General features: G+C 72.1%; 11 protein-coding genes and 1 pseudogene. 6 read left to right on the forward strand and 6 right to left on the reverse strand.

The window, feature by feature from the left end:
- The first annotated feature begins 598 nt into the window (after positions 1–598).
- The gene (locus ACGFQC_RS10920) at positions 599–1,603 is read left to right on the forward strand and encodes a phosphotransferase (protein WP_363087650.1); all 1,005 of its coding nucleotides are present in this window, start codon (positions 599–601) and stop codon (positions 1,601–1,603) included.
- A 104-nt stretch (positions 1,604–1,707) separates the two neighbouring features.
- On the opposite strand, the gene ACGFQC_RS10925 is transcribed toward ACGFQC_RS10920, so the two are convergent.
- Positions 1,708–3,342, reverse strand: coding sequence for a protein kinase (locus ACGFQC_RS10925; protein WP_363087651.1), 1,635 nt, complete (start codon positions 3,340–3,342; stop codon positions 1,708–1,710).
- A gap of 345 nt (positions 3,343–3,687) precedes the next feature.
- Here ACGFQC_RS10925 and ACGFQC_RS10930 point away from each other — a divergent pair, with 345 nt between their 5' ends.
- Positions 3,688–5,322 carry a protein kinase gene (locus ACGFQC_RS10930; RefSeq protein ID WP_363087652.1) on the forward strand — a complete coding sequence of 545 codons (1,635 nt, stop codon included), beginning with the start codon at positions 3,688–3,690 and terminating at the stop codon, positions 5,320–5,322.
- Between the two features lie 93 nt (positions 5,323–5,415).
- Here the strand turns inward: ACGFQC_RS10930 and ACGFQC_RS10935 are convergent, their stop codons facing one another.
- Positions 5,416–5,964 (reverse strand): bacterial proteasome activator family protein, encoded by a 549-nt coding sequence (locus ACGFQC_RS10935; RefSeq protein ID WP_363087653.1) that lies wholly within the window; start codon positions 5,962–5,964, stop codon positions 5,416–5,418.
- Positions 5,965–6,165: 201 nt separating this feature from the next.
- On the opposite strand from ACGFQC_RS10935, the gene ACGFQC_RS10940 reads away from it, so the two are divergent.
- Positions 6,166–6,885, forward strand: coding sequence for a hypothetical protein (locus ACGFQC_RS10940; RefSeq protein WP_363087654.1), 720 nt, complete (start codon positions 6,166–6,168; stop codon positions 6,883–6,885).
- A 280-nt stretch (positions 6,886–7,165) separates the two neighbouring features.
- Here the strand turns inward: ACGFQC_RS10940 and ACGFQC_RS10945 are convergent, their stop codons facing one another.
- Positions 7,166–8,146, reverse strand: a complete 981-nt coding sequence (locus ACGFQC_RS10945) for an NAD(P)H-quinone oxidoreductase (RefSeq protein WP_363087655.1) — start codon at positions 8,144–8,146, stop codon at positions 7,166–7,168.
- 148 nt (positions 8,147–8,294) lie between these two features.
- Between ACGFQC_RS10945 and ACGFQC_RS10950 the strand changes: the two genes are divergently transcribed.
- Both ACGFQC_RS10950 and ACGFQC_RS10955 read left to right on the forward strand, forming a co-directional pair.
- Positions 8,295–9,299 (forward strand): ATP-binding cassette domain-containing protein, encoded by a 1,005-nt coding sequence (locus ACGFQC_RS10950; RefSeq protein WP_363087656.1) that lies wholly within the window; start codon positions 8,295–8,297, stop codon positions 9,297–9,299.
- Positions 9,296–10,144: an ABC transporter permease gene (locus tag ACGFQC_RS10955; RefSeq protein WP_363087657.1), complete on the forward strand. Its 849-nt coding sequence runs from the start codon at positions 9,296–9,298 to the stop codon at positions 10,142–10,144. The genes ACGFQC_RS10950 and ACGFQC_RS10955 overlap by 4 nt, the downstream gene beginning before the upstream one ends.
- A 70-nt stretch (positions 10,145–10,214) precedes the next feature.
- On the opposite strand, the pseudogene ACGFQC_RS10960 reads toward ACGFQC_RS10955, so the two are convergent.
- Positions 10,215–10,883, reverse strand: a pseudogene (locus ACGFQC_RS10960) (potassium channel family protein); the annotation flags it as partial.
- Positions 10,884–10,996: 113 nt separating this feature from the next.
- On the opposite strand from ACGFQC_RS10960, the gene ACGFQC_RS10965 reads away from it, so the two are divergent.
- On the forward strand, positions 10,997–12,112 hold the full coding sequence (locus tag ACGFQC_RS10965; protein WP_363087658.1) for a potassium channel family protein: 1,116 nt from the start codon (positions 10,997–10,999) through the stop codon (positions 12,110–12,112).
- Between the two features lie 122 nt (positions 12,113–12,234).
- Here ACGFQC_RS10965 and ACGFQC_RS10970 read toward each other — a convergent pair whose 3' ends face one another.
- Together ACGFQC_RS10970 and ACGFQC_RS10975 are read right to left on the reverse strand one after the other, a co-directional pair.
- Entirely contained in the window at positions 12,235–13,638 is a 1,404-nt protein-coding gene (locus tag ACGFQC_RS10970) for a molybdopterin molybdotransferase MoeA (RefSeq protein WP_363087659.1), read from the reverse strand.
- Positions 13,635–14,555, reverse strand: coding sequence for an NTP transferase domain-containing protein (locus ACGFQC_RS10975; RefSeq protein WP_363087719.1), 921 nt, complete (start codon positions 14,553–14,555; stop codon positions 13,635–13,637). The genes ACGFQC_RS10970 and ACGFQC_RS10975 overlap by 4 nt, the downstream gene beginning before the upstream one ends.
- Positions 14,556–14,720: the final 165 nt, after the last annotated feature.

Below are 14,720 nucleotides of genomic sequence, written 5' to 3' on the forward strand. Positions count from 1 at the left end.
GCCCCCGGGGTTGCCGGGTGACCAGTGCGGCTCACCTGTTCCGAAACCCGTGCACGGGGTAGGTGCCCTCGGCCGGAACAGGCGTGACAGGTGCCCCGGCGAGCGCCCTGCAAGCCTCACGTTACCCAGTGCGACACATTTCTGTGAAACCCCACTTGACCTGCGTTTTTGCTTGGATTTCCAAGTAAATCGGCAAAGCCCGGAAGGAGCCTGGTCACAGCCTTGCAGGAGGCCGGAGCAACGGCACGTTATCCCGCGCACCCAGGTCACGGGAAGAGTTTCCGCCCGGGAGTGCCTCCGAGTACACGTATGGACAAATACCCACATTTCTTCACGGTTCCCTCCCGGATCCGCACTCCGGAAGGCCGGTCGCGGCACTCGCGCCGAGCCGCCCGCCCCCCGCCTGCCACCCCGCGACGAGCGACCGCCCACGCGGCGGGCGACACGCCTCGGGACCACTTCACCGCTGAGGCGCACCCCAAGCCGACCACCCGAGATCACTTGTGACAGTCGGTGACTTTCTGTGACAACGCCCAGCTCACAGCCTCGCCGCGTGCCCTACCATCGGCGCGTGCCGCGCTCCTGTGTACCACCCCTGATGACCCACGCGCCCCCTGTGGGCGCCCTGCTCCGGCGCTACGCCGCCGGCTCCGCGCTCGCCTGCGAGCCCGTCGACCAGGGGCTGCTGAACCGCGGCTACCGGCTGCGCACCACCCGCGGCCGCTACTTCCTCAAGCACCACTTCGATCCCGACACCGCCGACCCGGCCTCGATCGTCCGTCAGCACCGGGCCACCCAGCGCCTCGCCGACCTGGGTGTCCCGGTCGCGCCCCCACTGCCCGGCCGCGACGGGCGCACGGTCGCCGTCGTCGGCGGCCACGCCTACGCCCTGCACCCCTGGATCGACGGCCGGCACCGCCACGGCGCGCAGCTCACACCCGGCGCGTGCGGACGTCTGGGGGCGCTGCTGGGGGTGGTCCACGCGAGCCTGGAACGCGTGATGCCGGCCCACGCGCGGGCCCGCGCCACCCCCGCCGAGAGCCCCGCGCCCGCCGACACCTTCGCCCTGATCGACGACCTCATCGCGCGCGTGCGCCGGCACCGCCCCGCCGACTCCTTCGACGAACTGGCCCGCCACCGGCTCCTGGAGCGCCGCACCCTGCTGGAACGGCACGCCGACCGGCGCCCCCCGCACGCCGGCCCGGCCGGCTGGGTGCACGGTGACTTCCACCCGTTCAACCTGCTCTACCGCGGGGAGGCACCCGCCGCCATCGTCGACTGGGACCGGCTCGGCGTGCAGCCCCGCGCCGAGGAGGCCGTACGCGCCGCCGCGATCTTCTTCGTCCGGCCCGACGGCACCCTCGACCTGCCGAAGGCGCGGGCCTACGCGCGCGCGTACCGGCCCGCCGCCGGGGCCACGTCCTGCGAGCTGGCGGCGGCCGTGCACCGGGTGTGGTGGGAGCGCCTGAACGACTTCTGGATGCTGCGCTGGCACTACGAGCGCGGTGACACCCGCGCCGACCCGCAGTTCCCGGCAGCCTCCGCCCTCGTGGTGTGGTGGACGCGGGAGTACGACGCGGTGTGCGACGCGTTCACGGACTGAGGGGTTCTGGGTGTTTCCGAGGGGAGTACCCCGACCGACGCGCACGCGCGCGTGAGGCCCTGTCAAAAGGGCTCACGCGCGCGTACGTCACGCTGTGCGGTCGGTCAGCCGGCCTCGCCGGCACTCCCGCCGGTGGTGACGCCGGAGATGGTGCCGCCCTGCGTCGTGCCGCCGTCGGTGGTGCCGCCGTCGGACGTGCCGCCGTCAGTGGTGCCGCCGTCGGTGGTGCCGCCGTCGGTGGTGCCGGGGTCGCTCGGCTCCTCCGAGACCGGGGCGCTCGTCACGGGATCCGACGGCTCGTCCGACGGCTCACTGCTGTAATCCGGGGACGGCTCGTACGACGGCGTGTACGACGGCGTCCAGTTGGACCCGGAGTTCGAACCGGTGCTGCCCTCGGAGGTGTCCTCGGACGAGTCGTCGGACGGCTCCTCGCTCGGCGACGGGCTCGTCCGGTCGTTCGAGGCGGACGGGGTGGCGCTCGGCGACGTCGAGGTCCCGCTGCCGCCGCCGCTGCCGTCGCCCTTGCTGTTCAGCGCGAGCGCGACGCCCGCGGCGATGGCGATCACCGCGAGGACGGCGAGGATCCACAGCTTGCCGCGGCCGTTGTCCTGGTTGCCGTGCCCCTCGAACCCGCCGTCGTCACCGTGGCCGTAGCCCGCGGGCAGGATCGGCTGCGGGATCTGCGAGGTGTGGGAGCCGCCGACGCCCTGCGGCAGCACGCTGGTGCTCGCGAAGCCCGCCGCGGCGGCACCCGCGCCGGTGGCCGTCCCGACCGGACCGGTGTTCCAGGTACCGGTGTGGGCGCCCTGTTCGTACAGCATCTGGAGCCCGTACTGGACGAGGCCGCGCATCTCCTCCGCGGTCTGGAACCGGTCGTCGGGGTCCTTGGCGAGAGAACGCATGACGAGGCCGTCGAGTTCCGGCGGGCACACGCCGTCCGAGGTCCGCGACGGCGGCACCGGGATGTCCTGCACATGCTGGTAGACCACCGACAGAGGGGTCTCACCGGTGAAGGGCGGCCGCAGCGCGAGCAGTTCGTACAGCAGGCAACCGGTGGCGTACAGGTCGGAGCGGTAATCGACGGCCTTGCCGAGCGCCTGCTCCGGGGAGAGGTACTGCGGGGTGCCCATCACCATGCCGGTCTGCGTCATCGTCGTCGACGCCCCGTGCAGGGCGCGTGCGATGCCGAAGTCCATCACCTTCACCGCGCCGTTGTCGGTGATGATCACGTTCGCCGGCTTGATGTCGCGGTGCACGATGCCGTGCTGGTGCGAGTAGGCGAGCGCCTCCAGGACCCCGGAGACGATGATCAGGGCCTGCTCGGGGCCCGGTGCCTCGGCGTTGAGGAGCAGGTCGCGGATCGTCCGCCCCTCGACCAGCTCCATCACGATGTACGGCACGCTCTGGCCGCCGACGACGTCCTCACCGGAGTCGTACACGGCGACGATCGCGTGGTGGTTGAGGCCGGCCACCGACTGGGCCTCGCGCGTGAAACGGGCCTTGGACACCGGGTCCTCGGCGAGGTCGGCGCGCAGCAGCTTGACGGCCACGGTGCGGCCGAGACGCACGTCCTCGGCGGCGAACACCTCCGCCATGCCGCCCCGCCCGAGTCTGCCGGTCAGCCGGTAACGGCCGTCTCCGACAAGCCCGCCGTTACCCCACATCTCCGGCGCATCTGACATACCGCCGCCAGTCGCCTCGGGGTCGGACGGGCCCTGAGCGCGCTGCTGCTGTGCCATCAGTCCTCGCCGTCGTTTCTGCCCGCGGTGCGCGCGGTGTTGTCACGGTATCCGTCGGCCACGCTACAGCCTCCGCGCAAGCCGCCGGTCCGGGATCAGCCCGGGTATCGACCCCAGACGGATCGGCCATCAAACCCGCACTCCGCGCCGGCGTGCAAATTCTGTGCACCGGCGGTACGGCACCTGTAACGCTTCCGCGACTCTTCTTGCGCGTACGGTCACGGAACGGGCACCGAGCTTGACGTGTCGGTGCCCTGGGGCAGACTTGGCCGGGAATAGCACTTTCGATCAATGGGCAAGCCACGGCGAGCGGCAGCGCTGAGGGCCTGACGGGGGACGCAGAGAATGAGCCAGGACGGCGCGCAGGGCCGGTACGCGGGGCGGGCGCTCGCCGGCGGCCGCTATCAGCTGCGCGACTTGCTCGGCGAGGGCGGCATGGCCTCGGTCCACCTCGCCTACGACTCGGTGCTCGACCGGCAGGTCGCGGTCAAGACGCTCCACACCGAACTCGGCCGCGAACAGGCCTTCCGCGAGCGTTTCCGCCGCGAGGCCCAGGCCGTGGCCAAACTCACCCACACCAACATCGTCTCGGTCTTCGACACCGGCGAGGACGACGTCGACGGCCTGACCACGCCGTACATCGTCATGGAGTACGTCGAGGGCCGTCCGCTCGGCTCGGTGCTCGACGAGGACGTGCGGCGGCAGGGCGCGATGCCCGCCGACAAGGCCCTGAAGATCACCGCGGACGTGCTGGCCGCGCTGGAGATCAGCCACGAGATGGGCCTGGTCCACCGCGACATCAAGCCGGGCAACGTGATGATGACCAAGCGCGGCGTCGTCAAGGTGATGGACTTCGGCATCGCGCGCGCGATGCAGTCCGGGGTCACCTCGATGACACAGACCGGCATGGTCGTCGGCACCCCGCAGTACCTCTCCCCCGAACAGGCCCTCGGCCGCGGCGTGGACGCCCGCTCCGACCTGTACTCGGTCGGCATCATGCTCTTCCAACTGGTCACCGGACGGCTGCCGTTCGACGCCGACTCGCCGCTGGCGATCGCGTACGCGCACGTGCAGGAGGAGCCGGTGGCTCCGTCCTCGATCAACCGCGCGCTGCCGCCGGCCGTCGACGCGCTGGTCGCCCGCGCGCTGAAGAAGAACCCGAACGAACGCTTCCCCACCGCCGTCGCCATGCGCGACGAGTGCCTGCGCGTCGCGGCCTCCCTCCAGCCCGCGCCGCCGAGCATCGTGCCCGGCACCCCCGCGCAGAGCGGCTCGGGCGTCGGCTCCGCGGTGTTCCCGCCGGTCGGCCAGAGCCCCCAGCCCCCGGTGGGCAACGTCCGGACGCCGTACCAGCCGGCCCCGACGCCCAACCCGTACGGCACGCCCTCGACGCCCGCCCCGTCGTACGGCTATCCGCAACAGGGCTACCAGACGCCCGCTCCGGCCTACGGCCACCAGCAGGGACCGCAGAACCCGCCCGCTTACGGCATGAACCCGCAGACCTCGGTCTCGGGAGCGCCGGGCGGCGGCCGCAAGAGCAACGCGGGGGCGCTCGTCGGGTCGGCGATCGTCGCCGTCGCGACCGTCGGCGCCCTGATCGGCACCCTCGCCTCCAACGGCGACGGTGACGACAAGGGCGGCGAGCCCGTCACCATCGCCTCCGCCTCGTCGACGAAGGCCGCCGGCTACCGGGGCCCGGACACGGCCAAGACGATCGACACGACCGAGTGCACGGAGCCGCAGGAGTCGTACAACGACCCCGACAAGATCCGGGTCCCCAACTTCAAGTTCAAGAACATCGACTCGGTCAAGGCCTGCTTCCAGGCCGCCGGTTGGTCGATCAAGACGAAGGACCAGGACGAGAACACCTACGGCGACGGAACGGTCATGGACCAGTTCCCCTCCGCCGGGACGGACGTCGACCCGGAGGACATGCCGGAGATCGAACTGAGCGTCTCCACGGGCAACCCGCCCTCCTGACCCCGGACGACCGAGAAGGGCCCGGCGTCGGCCGCCGGGCCCTTCTCGTCGGTGCGGATGTGATCGGTTCGGATCGGTTCCTCAGGCAGGGTCCTACAGGTACGGACCGCCCGAACGACCGCCCGCGCGCGGGTCGTCGGGGCCCTCCGGGCCGCCCACCCCCGGCGGCAGGGCACGGCGCATCTGCTCCAACTGAGCCCGCGCGGCCATCTGCTGGGCGAACAGCGTGGTCTGGATGCCGTGGAACAGGCCCTCCAGCCAGCCCACCAACTGGGCCTGCGCGATCCGCAGTTCCGCGTCGCTCGGGGTCGACCCCTCGGTGAACGGCAGGGAGAGCCGCTCCAGCTCCTCGACCAGCTCCGGCGCCAGGCCGTCCTCCAGCTCCTTCACCGAACTCGAGTGGATCTCCTTGAGACGGACGCGGCTCGCCTCGTCGAGGGGGGCCGCACGCACCTCCTCCAGCAGCTGCTTGATCATGCTGCCGATCCGCATGACCTTCGCCGGCTGCTCGACCTGCTCGGTCACGGGGATCTCACGGGAGTCGTCGTCCGCGTCGATGCCACCGAGAGCCATGCCGTCCTGGCCTACGACCAGGATCTTCTGGGCGTTCTCCGGCGACCGTTCGTTCCTCGGCATCTCCATGCCGCCATTCTCTCGCACCCGTACACCTCATCACCGTGGCGCCCCCCGTGAAGGGTGGTCCATCGTTTTCCCGTTCAGCGCAGTCCGGAATGCGATGCCCAATCCGTCATGTGAGGCTTGTGGCCTCATTTCGCGACGACTGAACACCGGGAGGGGGTCACGGGCGTGACTCCATGGCGGCGAGGGCTGTGCGGGGTGGGAATGGGGACGGGATTGCTGGTGGCCGTGCTGCCGTACGGGGGTGTGCGGGCGGACGCGGCGGCACCGGCGTACGGCTCCGGGGCGGCGCATCGCTCCGGGGCGGCGTACGAGAGCCGGTCGGCGGAAGCGAGCAGGCCGACGGAAGCGAGCAGGTCGGCCTCCGGTCGTGGCCCGACGCATGGTCCCGGAGGAACGCACGGGACCGGTCCGGCGCACGGGACCGGTCCGGCGCACGGGCGGCCCGTCTCGACGCCCTCGCAGGGTGCCGGGCACGACCGCGTCCCGCCGTCACCCGGCCTGCCGTCGCCCGTTCCCGCGGCGGCGTCCCCGACCGCGTCGCCGTCCGCGTCGGCCGCGGCGTCACCCGGCGGCCCCGACCGGGCGGGAAGCCGGGCCGGGGAGGGACGGGCACGCCCCGGCCGCACCGAGGAGACGGCCCCCGAGGCCGTCGACGAGGACACGGACTCCGGTGACCAGGAGGGCTACGACGAGGAGGGCTACGGCGAGGAGCCGGCCGAGACAGCGGCCGGGGAGACGACCGCTCCGCACGAGGCCCGGCTCGTCCCCTCCCCGTCTCCACGGGCCGCACGGCAGGCCGAAGCCGCAGAGGAGCGGCCCGTCGGACGGATGCTGCGGGTCCTGCCCCTCGGCAGCGGTCTGGTCCTCATCGGCATGGGCCTCGGCCTCGCCTTCCTCGGCCTGCGGCTGCGCCGCGGCTAGTGCCGCGACAGGCAGCGTTCGCCCCGTCGCGACGCCCGGCACGCTCCCCCGGAAGGGGGACCCCACCCGCCGCACCGGCCGAAGACCCGAGTACGTCCGGTACGAGGGCCCCGGCCGGCACTCCCCCAGCCTCCGGCCGGGGGTATCCCCGGAGCACGCACCGGCCGCCGCTCCTTCACGGGCGAACGTCGCCCGCCACGGCACCAAAGACTTTCGTGCGGGCCGGGCCCGCGAGCCCGGCCCGATCCGCACGAGAGGCACCGAGGCCGGCGGTGCCGATTCAGTGGGCGACGAGCAGGACCTTGCCGACGTGTCCGCTGTCCTCGACGACCCGGTGCGCCGCGGCCGCGTCGCTCATCGGGAGTTCGCGGTCCACGACGGGACGGACCTGGCCGGCGGCGAGCAGCGGCCAGACGTGCTCGCGCACGGCCGCGACGATCGACGCCTTCTCGCCGAGGGGGCGGGCCCGCAGCGAGGTCGCGCTGATCGCGGCGCGCTTGCCGAGGAGCGCGCCGATGTTCAGCTCGCCCTTGACGCCGCCCTGCATGCCGATGATCGCCAGCCGGCCGTTGACGGCGAGGCTCTGGACATTGCGGTCCAGGTACTTGGCACCCATGTTGTCGAGGATGACGTCGGCTCCGGCACCGTCGGTGGCCTTCCCGATCTCGGCGACGAAGTCCTGCTCGCGGTAGTTGATCAGGATGTCCGCGCCCAGCTCGGCGCACCGCTCCAGCTTCTCCGCGCTGCCCGCGGTGACGGCGACCGTGGCGCCGACGGCCTTGGCCAGCTGGATCGCCATCGTGCCGATGCCACTGGAGCCACCGTGCACCAGCAGCGTCTCGCCGGGACGGAGGTGGGAGACCATGAAGACGTTCGACCAGACCGTGCAGGCCACCTCGGGCAGCGCCGCGGCCCGCACGAGATCCACGCCCTCCGGCACCGGCAGCAGTTGTCCGGCCGGTACGGCGACCTTCTCGGCGTACCCGCCGCCCGCGAGCAGAGCACACACCTCGTCGCCGACGGCCCAGCCGGAGACGCCGGGACCGAGCGCGGCGATCCGGCCGGAGCATTCCAGGCCGGGGTAGGGCGAGGCCCCCGGCGGTGGGTTGTAGAAGCCCTGCCGCTGGAGGACGTCGGCACGGTTGACGGCACTGGCCGCCACCTCGACCAGGACCTCGCCCTCGCCGGGTACGGGATCGGGAACCTCGTCCCACACCAGCGCCTCGGGACCACCGGGTTCGGGAATCGTGATCGCATGCATGAGAGCGACGCTACCCCGCGGTGGCCGGTCGCAGCCGTCCCGCCCGCCGGGCCGGTCCGTGGCAAAAACCCGGTGCGCGAGCGATGAGTTCGCGCGACGGTGGAGGTCTCCCCTGCATCACCCACATGCGCGGAAGGAACACCCCACCATGAGCCAGCACACCGCCGGCCTGGCGATCGAGACCGCGGGCCTGGTGAAGACGTTCGGCGGGACCAGGGCCGTGGACGGCGTGGACCTCGCCGTCCCCGCCGGCACCGTCTACGGCGTCCTCGGCCCCAACGGCGCGGGCAAGACCACCACCGTGAAGATGCTCGCCACCCTGCTGCGGCCCGACGGCGGCCAGGCCCACGTCTTCGGCCACGACGTCGTCCGCGAGGCCGACGCGGTGCGCGGCCTGGTCAGCCTCACCGGGCAGTACGCGTCCGTGGACGAGGACCTCACCGGCGCCGAGAACCTGGTGCTGCTGGCCCGGCTCCTCGGACACGCCAAGAAGGCCGCGCGCGAGCGGTCCGCGCAGCTGCTGGAGGCCTTCGGGCTCACCGACGCGGCCGCGAAGCAGGTCAAGCACTACTCGGGCGGCATGCGCCGCCGTATCGACATCGCCGCGTCCATCCTCAGCACACCCGACCTCCTCTTCCTCGACGAGCCGACGACCGGGCTCGACCCGCGCAGCCGCAACCAGGTGTGGGACATCGTGCGAGCGGTGGTCGCGCAGGGCACCACCGTGCTGCTGACCACGCAGTACCTGGACGAGGCCGACCAGCTGGCGTCCCGCATCGCCGTCATCGACCGCGGCAAGGTGATCGCCGAAGGCACGAAGGGCGAGCTGAAGGCGTCCGTGGGCGCCGGGTCCGTCCATCTGAGGCTGCGGGACGCCGAGCAGCGCCGGCAGGCCGCCGAGGTGCTGAGCAGGGTGCTGGACGCGCGGGTGCAGCACGACCCCGACCCGGTGGCCCTGACGGCCCGGCTGGCCGCGACGGCCGGCGACACGGCAGCCGAGCAGGTCGCCCGTGCCCTGGGCGAGCTGGCCAGGACCGGTGTCATCGTCGACAACTTCTCGCTGGGCCAGCCCAGCCTGGACGAGGTCTTCCTCGCCCTCACCGGACACGACACCCAGGCGGACGACGCCCTCAGGAACGAGGTGGCCGCATGAGCACCGCGACGACGAACGAGACCCGCGACCTCGCACCGGTCCGCGCCGACTCCCTCGCGGCACTGCTGGTCGCCGAGGAGCGCCCGCGGCGGCCGAGCGCCTGGTCGGCCTCCCTCACCTTCGGCTGGCGGGCCGTCCTCAAAATCAAACACGTGCCGGAGCAGCTGTTCGACGTCACGGCGTTCCCGATCATGATGGTGCTGATGTACACGTACCTCTTCGGGGGCGCACTGGCCGGGTCGCCCGAGGAGTACATCCAGTTCCTGCTGCCCGGCATCCTCGTGATGTCGGTCGTGATGATCACCATGTACACGGGTGTGTCGGTGAACACGGACATCGAGAAGGGTGTCTTCGACCGGTTCCGTTCGCTGCCGATCTGGCGGCCGTCGACGATGGTCGGCTATCTCCTCGGCGACGCCCTGCGCTACGCCATCGCGTCCGTGGTGATGCTCACCGTCGGCATGATCCTCGGCTACCGGGCGGACGGCGGGGTTCCCGGGGTCCTCGCCGGCGTCGCCCTGCTGATCGTCTTCTCGTTCGCGTTCTCGTGGATCTGGACCATGTTCGGGCTGCTGCTGCGCACCGAGAAGTCGGTGATGGGCGTCAGCATGATGGTGATCTTCCCGCTGACCTTCCTGTCCAACGTGTTCGTCGACCCGAGGACCATGCCGGGCTGGCTCCAGGCGTTCGTGAACAACAGCCCGGTCACCCACCTCGCGTCCGCGGTGCGCGGGCTGATGGCCGGCGACTGGCCGGCCACCGAGGTCGCCTGGTCCCTGGGCTGGGCGGGAATGTTCGTGCTGGTCTTCGGGCCCGTGACGATGCGCCTCTACAACCGCAAGTAGCGGTTGGGCCCCTACCACCCCGGCTTGCGGTTGCGCCTCTCTCGACCGCGAGCCGGGGTGTGCGGCCCGGTCAGAAGCGCAGGGCCTTCGGCGCCTCCGGCGGCACACGCACGATGGTGACGAGCCGGTCCGTCAACTCCAGCACCCCGATGGCCGGATCGTCGTAGGCCAGCACCCGGTGACCGCGCACGACGCTCACCACCAGGTCGTCCGTCTCGCGCGGGGTGCGCCCCGCCTCGGCCTTGGTGACCGGCCGTTCGACGAGGTCGAGGCCACTGCCCTGGTGGATGAGGTCCTCCATCACCCGACCCGCCGCGGGACTGAGCACGGACAGACCGAGAAGCCGCCCGGCCGCTCCCGCACTGGTGATGACCTCGTCGGCACCGGACTGCTTCAGCAGCGGCGCGTTCTCCTCCTCGCGCACCGCGGCCACGATCTTCGCCCGCGGATTGAGCTGGCGGGCCGTCAGGGCCACGAGTACGGCCGTGTCGTCGCGTTCCGTCGCGATGATGATCCGCCCGGCCCGCTGCACCTCCGCCCGCCGCAGGACGTCACTGCGGGTGCCGTCACCGACCACACCCTCGTAGCCCTCGGCCGTCGCCGCCTCGATCATCCTGGCGCCGGGATCGATCACGACGACCTGTTCCTTCCGCAGCCCCGCCGCACAGGCGGTCCGGATCGCGGACCGGCCTTTCGTGCCGAATCCGACGACGACAATGTGGTCGCGCAAGGGGGACCTCCGGGTTGCTGGGCGAAAGCTCGGTACGCAAACGGGTGTCGCGTGCAAGGGGTGCGACTCCGCCGTGAACCATGGTGCCCACCGATCGGATCACCACCACAGGGGGCCACGCGATGCGAGACCATGAACGACACCCGACCGGGCCGGGACGGCTCTCCCTCTTCCGGTCCCTGTGGTACCGCTCACGCGCCGAAGCACGGGACGACGCCGAGGCGGGCCGCTCCATCACGATGCCGCTGCAGAGCGCCCTCCCTCCGCTCCAGCAGGTGCTGCGACGCCTCTCCCTCGGCCTGCTGGTGCTGATGGTCACCACACTGATCGTCTACCTCGACCGCGGCGGCTACAACGACAACTCCGACAGCTCCGTCGACTTCCTCGACGCCGCCTACTACGCCACCGTCACTCTCTCCACCACCGGCTACGGCGACATCACCCCCGTCAGCGACTCGGCCCGACTCGTCAACATCCTCGTCATCACACCGCTGCGCGTGCTGTTCCTGATCATCCTGGTCGGCACGACCCTCGAAGTCCTCACCGAGCGCACCCGCCAGCAGGTCCGCATCCACCGCTGGCGCAGCCGCACCCACCAGCATGTCGTGGTCGTCGGCTACGGAACCAAGGGCCGGCACGCGGTGAAGACACTCGTCGGACAGGGCGTCCCCAAGGAGCAGATCGTCGTGGTGGACGCCCAGAGCAAGGCCGCGCACGCAGCCGGGGACGACGGGCTGGTGTCGGTGATCGGGGACGCCACCCGTTCGGAGACGCTGCTCAAGGCCGAGGTCGCCCACGCCTCCCGGGTGATCGTGGCCCCGCAGCGCGACGACACCGCCGCCCTGGTCACGCTCACAGCCCGCCAACTGAACAGACGCGCCACGATCGTCGTCGCCGCGCGGGAGGACGAGAACGTGCCGCTGCTCAAGCAGAGCGGCGCGGACACCGTGGTCACCAGCTCCAGCTCCGCCGGCCGACTGCTGGGCGTCTCCATGGTCAGCCCGACCGTGGCCAGAACCCTGGAGGACCTCATGACTCTCGGCAGCGGCCTGGATCTCATCGAGCGCCCCGTCACCAGGCAGGAGGCGGGCAGGTCACCACGCGCATCCAGGGACCTGGTGGTGGCGGTCGTCCGCGGCAAGGACCTGCTGGACTTCGCCGACCCCCGCCTCACGCAGCTTCAGGCGGGGGACCGGGTGATCACGGTGAGCCGGGCGAAGGTGGTCGAACAGGCGTGAGCCGGGCACCACGCTTGTGGCGGCGCACTCTTTTGCGGGGCCGTTTCACGTGAAACATTCCGATACGGCCCATCCGGCCGTTTCGCGCGAAACAACCGGATGACTCACCCTCTTCGCCTGTTTCACGTGAAACAGGCGTCGACCCCGGCTGCCGTCCACGGAAGATCGAGCAGTTCCATCTCCTGACCGGCCCCCGCGCCACCGGGCGGTACGACGGCGAGTGCGTCGGCCGCCGCGATGCCCCGCAGCATCGCCGGGCCGTTGTAGTGCAGCGGCACAGCGTGATCGCCTCGCAGGGCGACCGGGACGAGCCGGGTGTCCCGCGGGTGACCGTGCGCCGCCTCCCGCAGGGGCAGCGTGTACGGCTCCGGGGTGGGGCGGCCGGCGAGGGTGCGCAGCAGGGGCTCGGCGAGCGTCAGGAGCCCGGAGACGGCCGCGAGGGGGTTACCCGGCAGGCCGACGAGGTGCCGGTCCTCCGTGATCCTGGCCAGCAGCATCGGATGGCCGGGCCGCACCTCGACCCCGTCGACCAGCAGTTCGGCGCCGATGCGGCGCAGAGTCGGGTGAACATGGTCGACGGGCCCCGCAGCCGTCCCGCCGGTGGTGACGATCAGATCGGCCGTGGACGTGACGAGAGCTTGATGCAGGGCTTCCGCGTCGTCGCCGAGCCTGCGCAGCGCCACCACCTCGGCACCCATCGCCCGCAGCCACGGCGGAAGCATCGGTCCGAGCGCGTCTCGGATGAGTCCGTCGTGCGGGCGGCCCTCGGTGAGCAGTTCGTCGCCGAGGACGAACACTTCGACACGGGGGCGGGGGATCGCGGCGAGCGTGTCGTATCCGGCGGCCGCGGCGAGCCCGAGGACGGCCGGAGTCACCACCGCTCCGGCGGGGAGCAACTGCTCACCACTGCGGCACTCCTGGCCGCGTGGACGGATGTCCTGCCCGTGCGGGAGGCTCCGGTCGGGGTGCAGCCGACCCTTCTCGTCGGTGCGGCCGTGCTCGCTGCGCAGTACCGCGGTCGTGTCCGAGGGGATCCGGGCGCCGGTGGCGATCCGGACGGCCTCACCGTCGACGAGGCGTGCGGGTCCGGCCTCTCCGGCCAGAACACCCTGGTCGCGTACGGCCCAGGGACCGGGCCCGGCGACCGCCCAGCCGTCCATCGCGGAGGTGTCGAAGGAGGGGAGGTCGGTCAGTGCGGTGAGGGGAGCGGCCAGGACGAGGCCGAGGGCGTCTTCCAGAGCCACGGAGACGGGTGTACTGCGGGCGGCGAGGGAACGGGCGGCACGACCGGCACGGGCGCGGGCCTCGGCCCAGGGGGTGGCGACGGCCTTCCCGCGGCGTGCTTCGCGGGCGGGGGCGGTGCCGGCGTGCGAGCCATGACCCTCGCCGTGCGTGACCGCAGAGGCGGGTGTGGCACCGGCGGACGGACGGGCGGGTCGGTTGCCGTGCTTCACGAGGGCGAGCACCTCCTCGACGTCGAGATCCTCTTCGGCATCCTCACCGTCCCGGATGCCGGGGGCGGTCATCCGGCGTCCGGGCGGGTGTCGGGTGTGGCGTCGGGGGCCACGTCGGGCTGTCCCGAGGCGGGCCCGGCACCGGGAGCGGTCCCGTCCGTCCCACCGGTCCCGCCGATCTCGTCGGCCTCGTCCGCCCAGCGGATCGCCAGGGCGGTGGCCTTACGGGTCGCCTCGGCGACGGCTTCCGGGCCTCCCCCCGCCCGCCCGGCGACGTAGCCCACCAGGAAGGTGGTCAGGGGAGCCGCCGGCCGGGCCACTCCGTGGGCGGCGTCGCGGGCGAGGTCGAGGAGAGCACCGGTGTCGACCTCGAGATCGATGTCCAGCTCGTTCTTGACTGCGGAAATCCATTCATCCAACACGTGGCCATGCTCCCTGATGCGTGTTCTGGCGGCGGCGATGTCGTCCCAGGTGTCGCAGTCGAAGGACGCGACGGGGTCGGGGACGCGGGTGAGGTCGAGACCGGCGGTCAGCCGGCGCAGGGGCAGCCCCGTGAGGCCGCCGTGTTCCTCGCCGAGCGCCGAGAGTTCGCGGCGCAGGGCGGACGTGCGGTAGGCGGCGACGAGCGGCTGGTCGCGGCCGTCGGCGTCGGTGAGCAACGCGCCCTCGGCGCCCTCTGCGTTCAGGGCGGCCAGCAGCCGCCGGACGGTGTCCGCCGCGAGGAACGGCAGGTCGGCGGAGAGGACGACGACGGAGTCCGCGGTGACGTGGCGCAGCCCGGCACCGAGTGCCGCCACCGGTCCCGCGCCGGGCGGATCCTCGCGTGCCCAGCGCACGGGCCGGGCGGTCGGCCGCGGGTCCGCGACGACGACCGTGGTCTCCGCGTGGGTGCAGGCTGCGAGCACCCGGTCGAGCAGGGCGCGCCCGCCCACCCGCACACCGGGCTTGTCGGCGCCGCCGAGCCGGCGGGCGCCGCCACCGGCGAGCACGACGGCATCGTGGCCGACGGCACGGCGGACGAGGGGGACGCCGACGCCCTGCTCGAAAGGCGCGGCGGCGTCCTGGTCGGGGCGATCGCCGGAGGTGACCGCCCGCGGCTCGTTCGGAGTCACCCCCCGAGTATGCGCGGCACTCCGATCACACGGAACGGCGGA

The sequence above is a fragment of the Streptomyces sp. NPDC048734 genome, assembly GCF_043198675.1.
In the GTDB taxonomy this organism is placed as follows: domain Bacteria; phylum Actinomycetota; class Actinomycetes; order Streptomycetales; family Streptomycetaceae; genus Streptomyces.

What these genes read in the sequence shown, in the direction of transcription:
- ACGFQC_RS10920 (WP_363087650.1), top strand. Translation starts at nt 599, where the DNA reads ATGACCCACGCGCCCCCTGTGGGCGCCCTGCTCCGGCGCTACGCCGCC.
- ACGFQC_RS10965 (WP_363087658.1), top strand. Translation starts at nt 10,997, where the DNA reads ATGCGAGACCATGAACGACACCCGACCGGGCCGGGACGGCTCTCCCTC.
- ACGFQC_RS10925 (WP_363087651.1), bottom strand. Translation starts at nt 3,342, where the DNA reads ATGGCACAGCAGCAGCGCGCTCAGGGCCCGTCCGACCCCGAGGCGACT.
- ACGFQC_RS10970 (WP_363087659.1), bottom strand. Translation starts at nt 13,638, where the DNA reads ATGACCGCCCCCGGCATCCGGGACGGTGAGGATGCCGAAGAGGATCTC.
- ACGFQC_RS10945 (WP_363087655.1), bottom strand. Translation starts at nt 8,146, where the DNA reads ATGCATGCGATCACGATTCCCGAACCCGGTGGTCCCGAGGCGCTGGTG.
- ACGFQC_RS10950 (WP_363087656.1), top strand. Translation starts at nt 8,295, where the DNA reads ATGAGCCAGCACACCGCCGGCCTGGCGATCGAGACCGCGGGCCTGGTG.
- ACGFQC_RS10940 (WP_363087654.1), top strand. Translation starts at nt 6,166, where the DNA reads ATGGGGACGGGATTGCTGGTGGCCGTGCTGCCGTACGGGGGTGTGCGG.
- ACGFQC_RS10930 (WP_363087652.1), top strand. Translation starts at nt 3,688, where the DNA reads ATGAGCCAGGACGGCGCGCAGGGCCGGTACGCGGGGCGGGCGCTCGCC.
- ACGFQC_RS10935 (WP_363087653.1), bottom strand. Translation starts at nt 5,964, where the DNA reads ATGGAGATGCCGAGGAACGAACGGTCGCCGGAGAACGCCCAGAAGATC.
- ACGFQC_RS10955 (WP_363087657.1), top strand. Translation starts at nt 9,296, where the DNA reads ATGAGCACCGCGACGACGAACGAGACCCGCGACCTCGCACCGGTCCGC.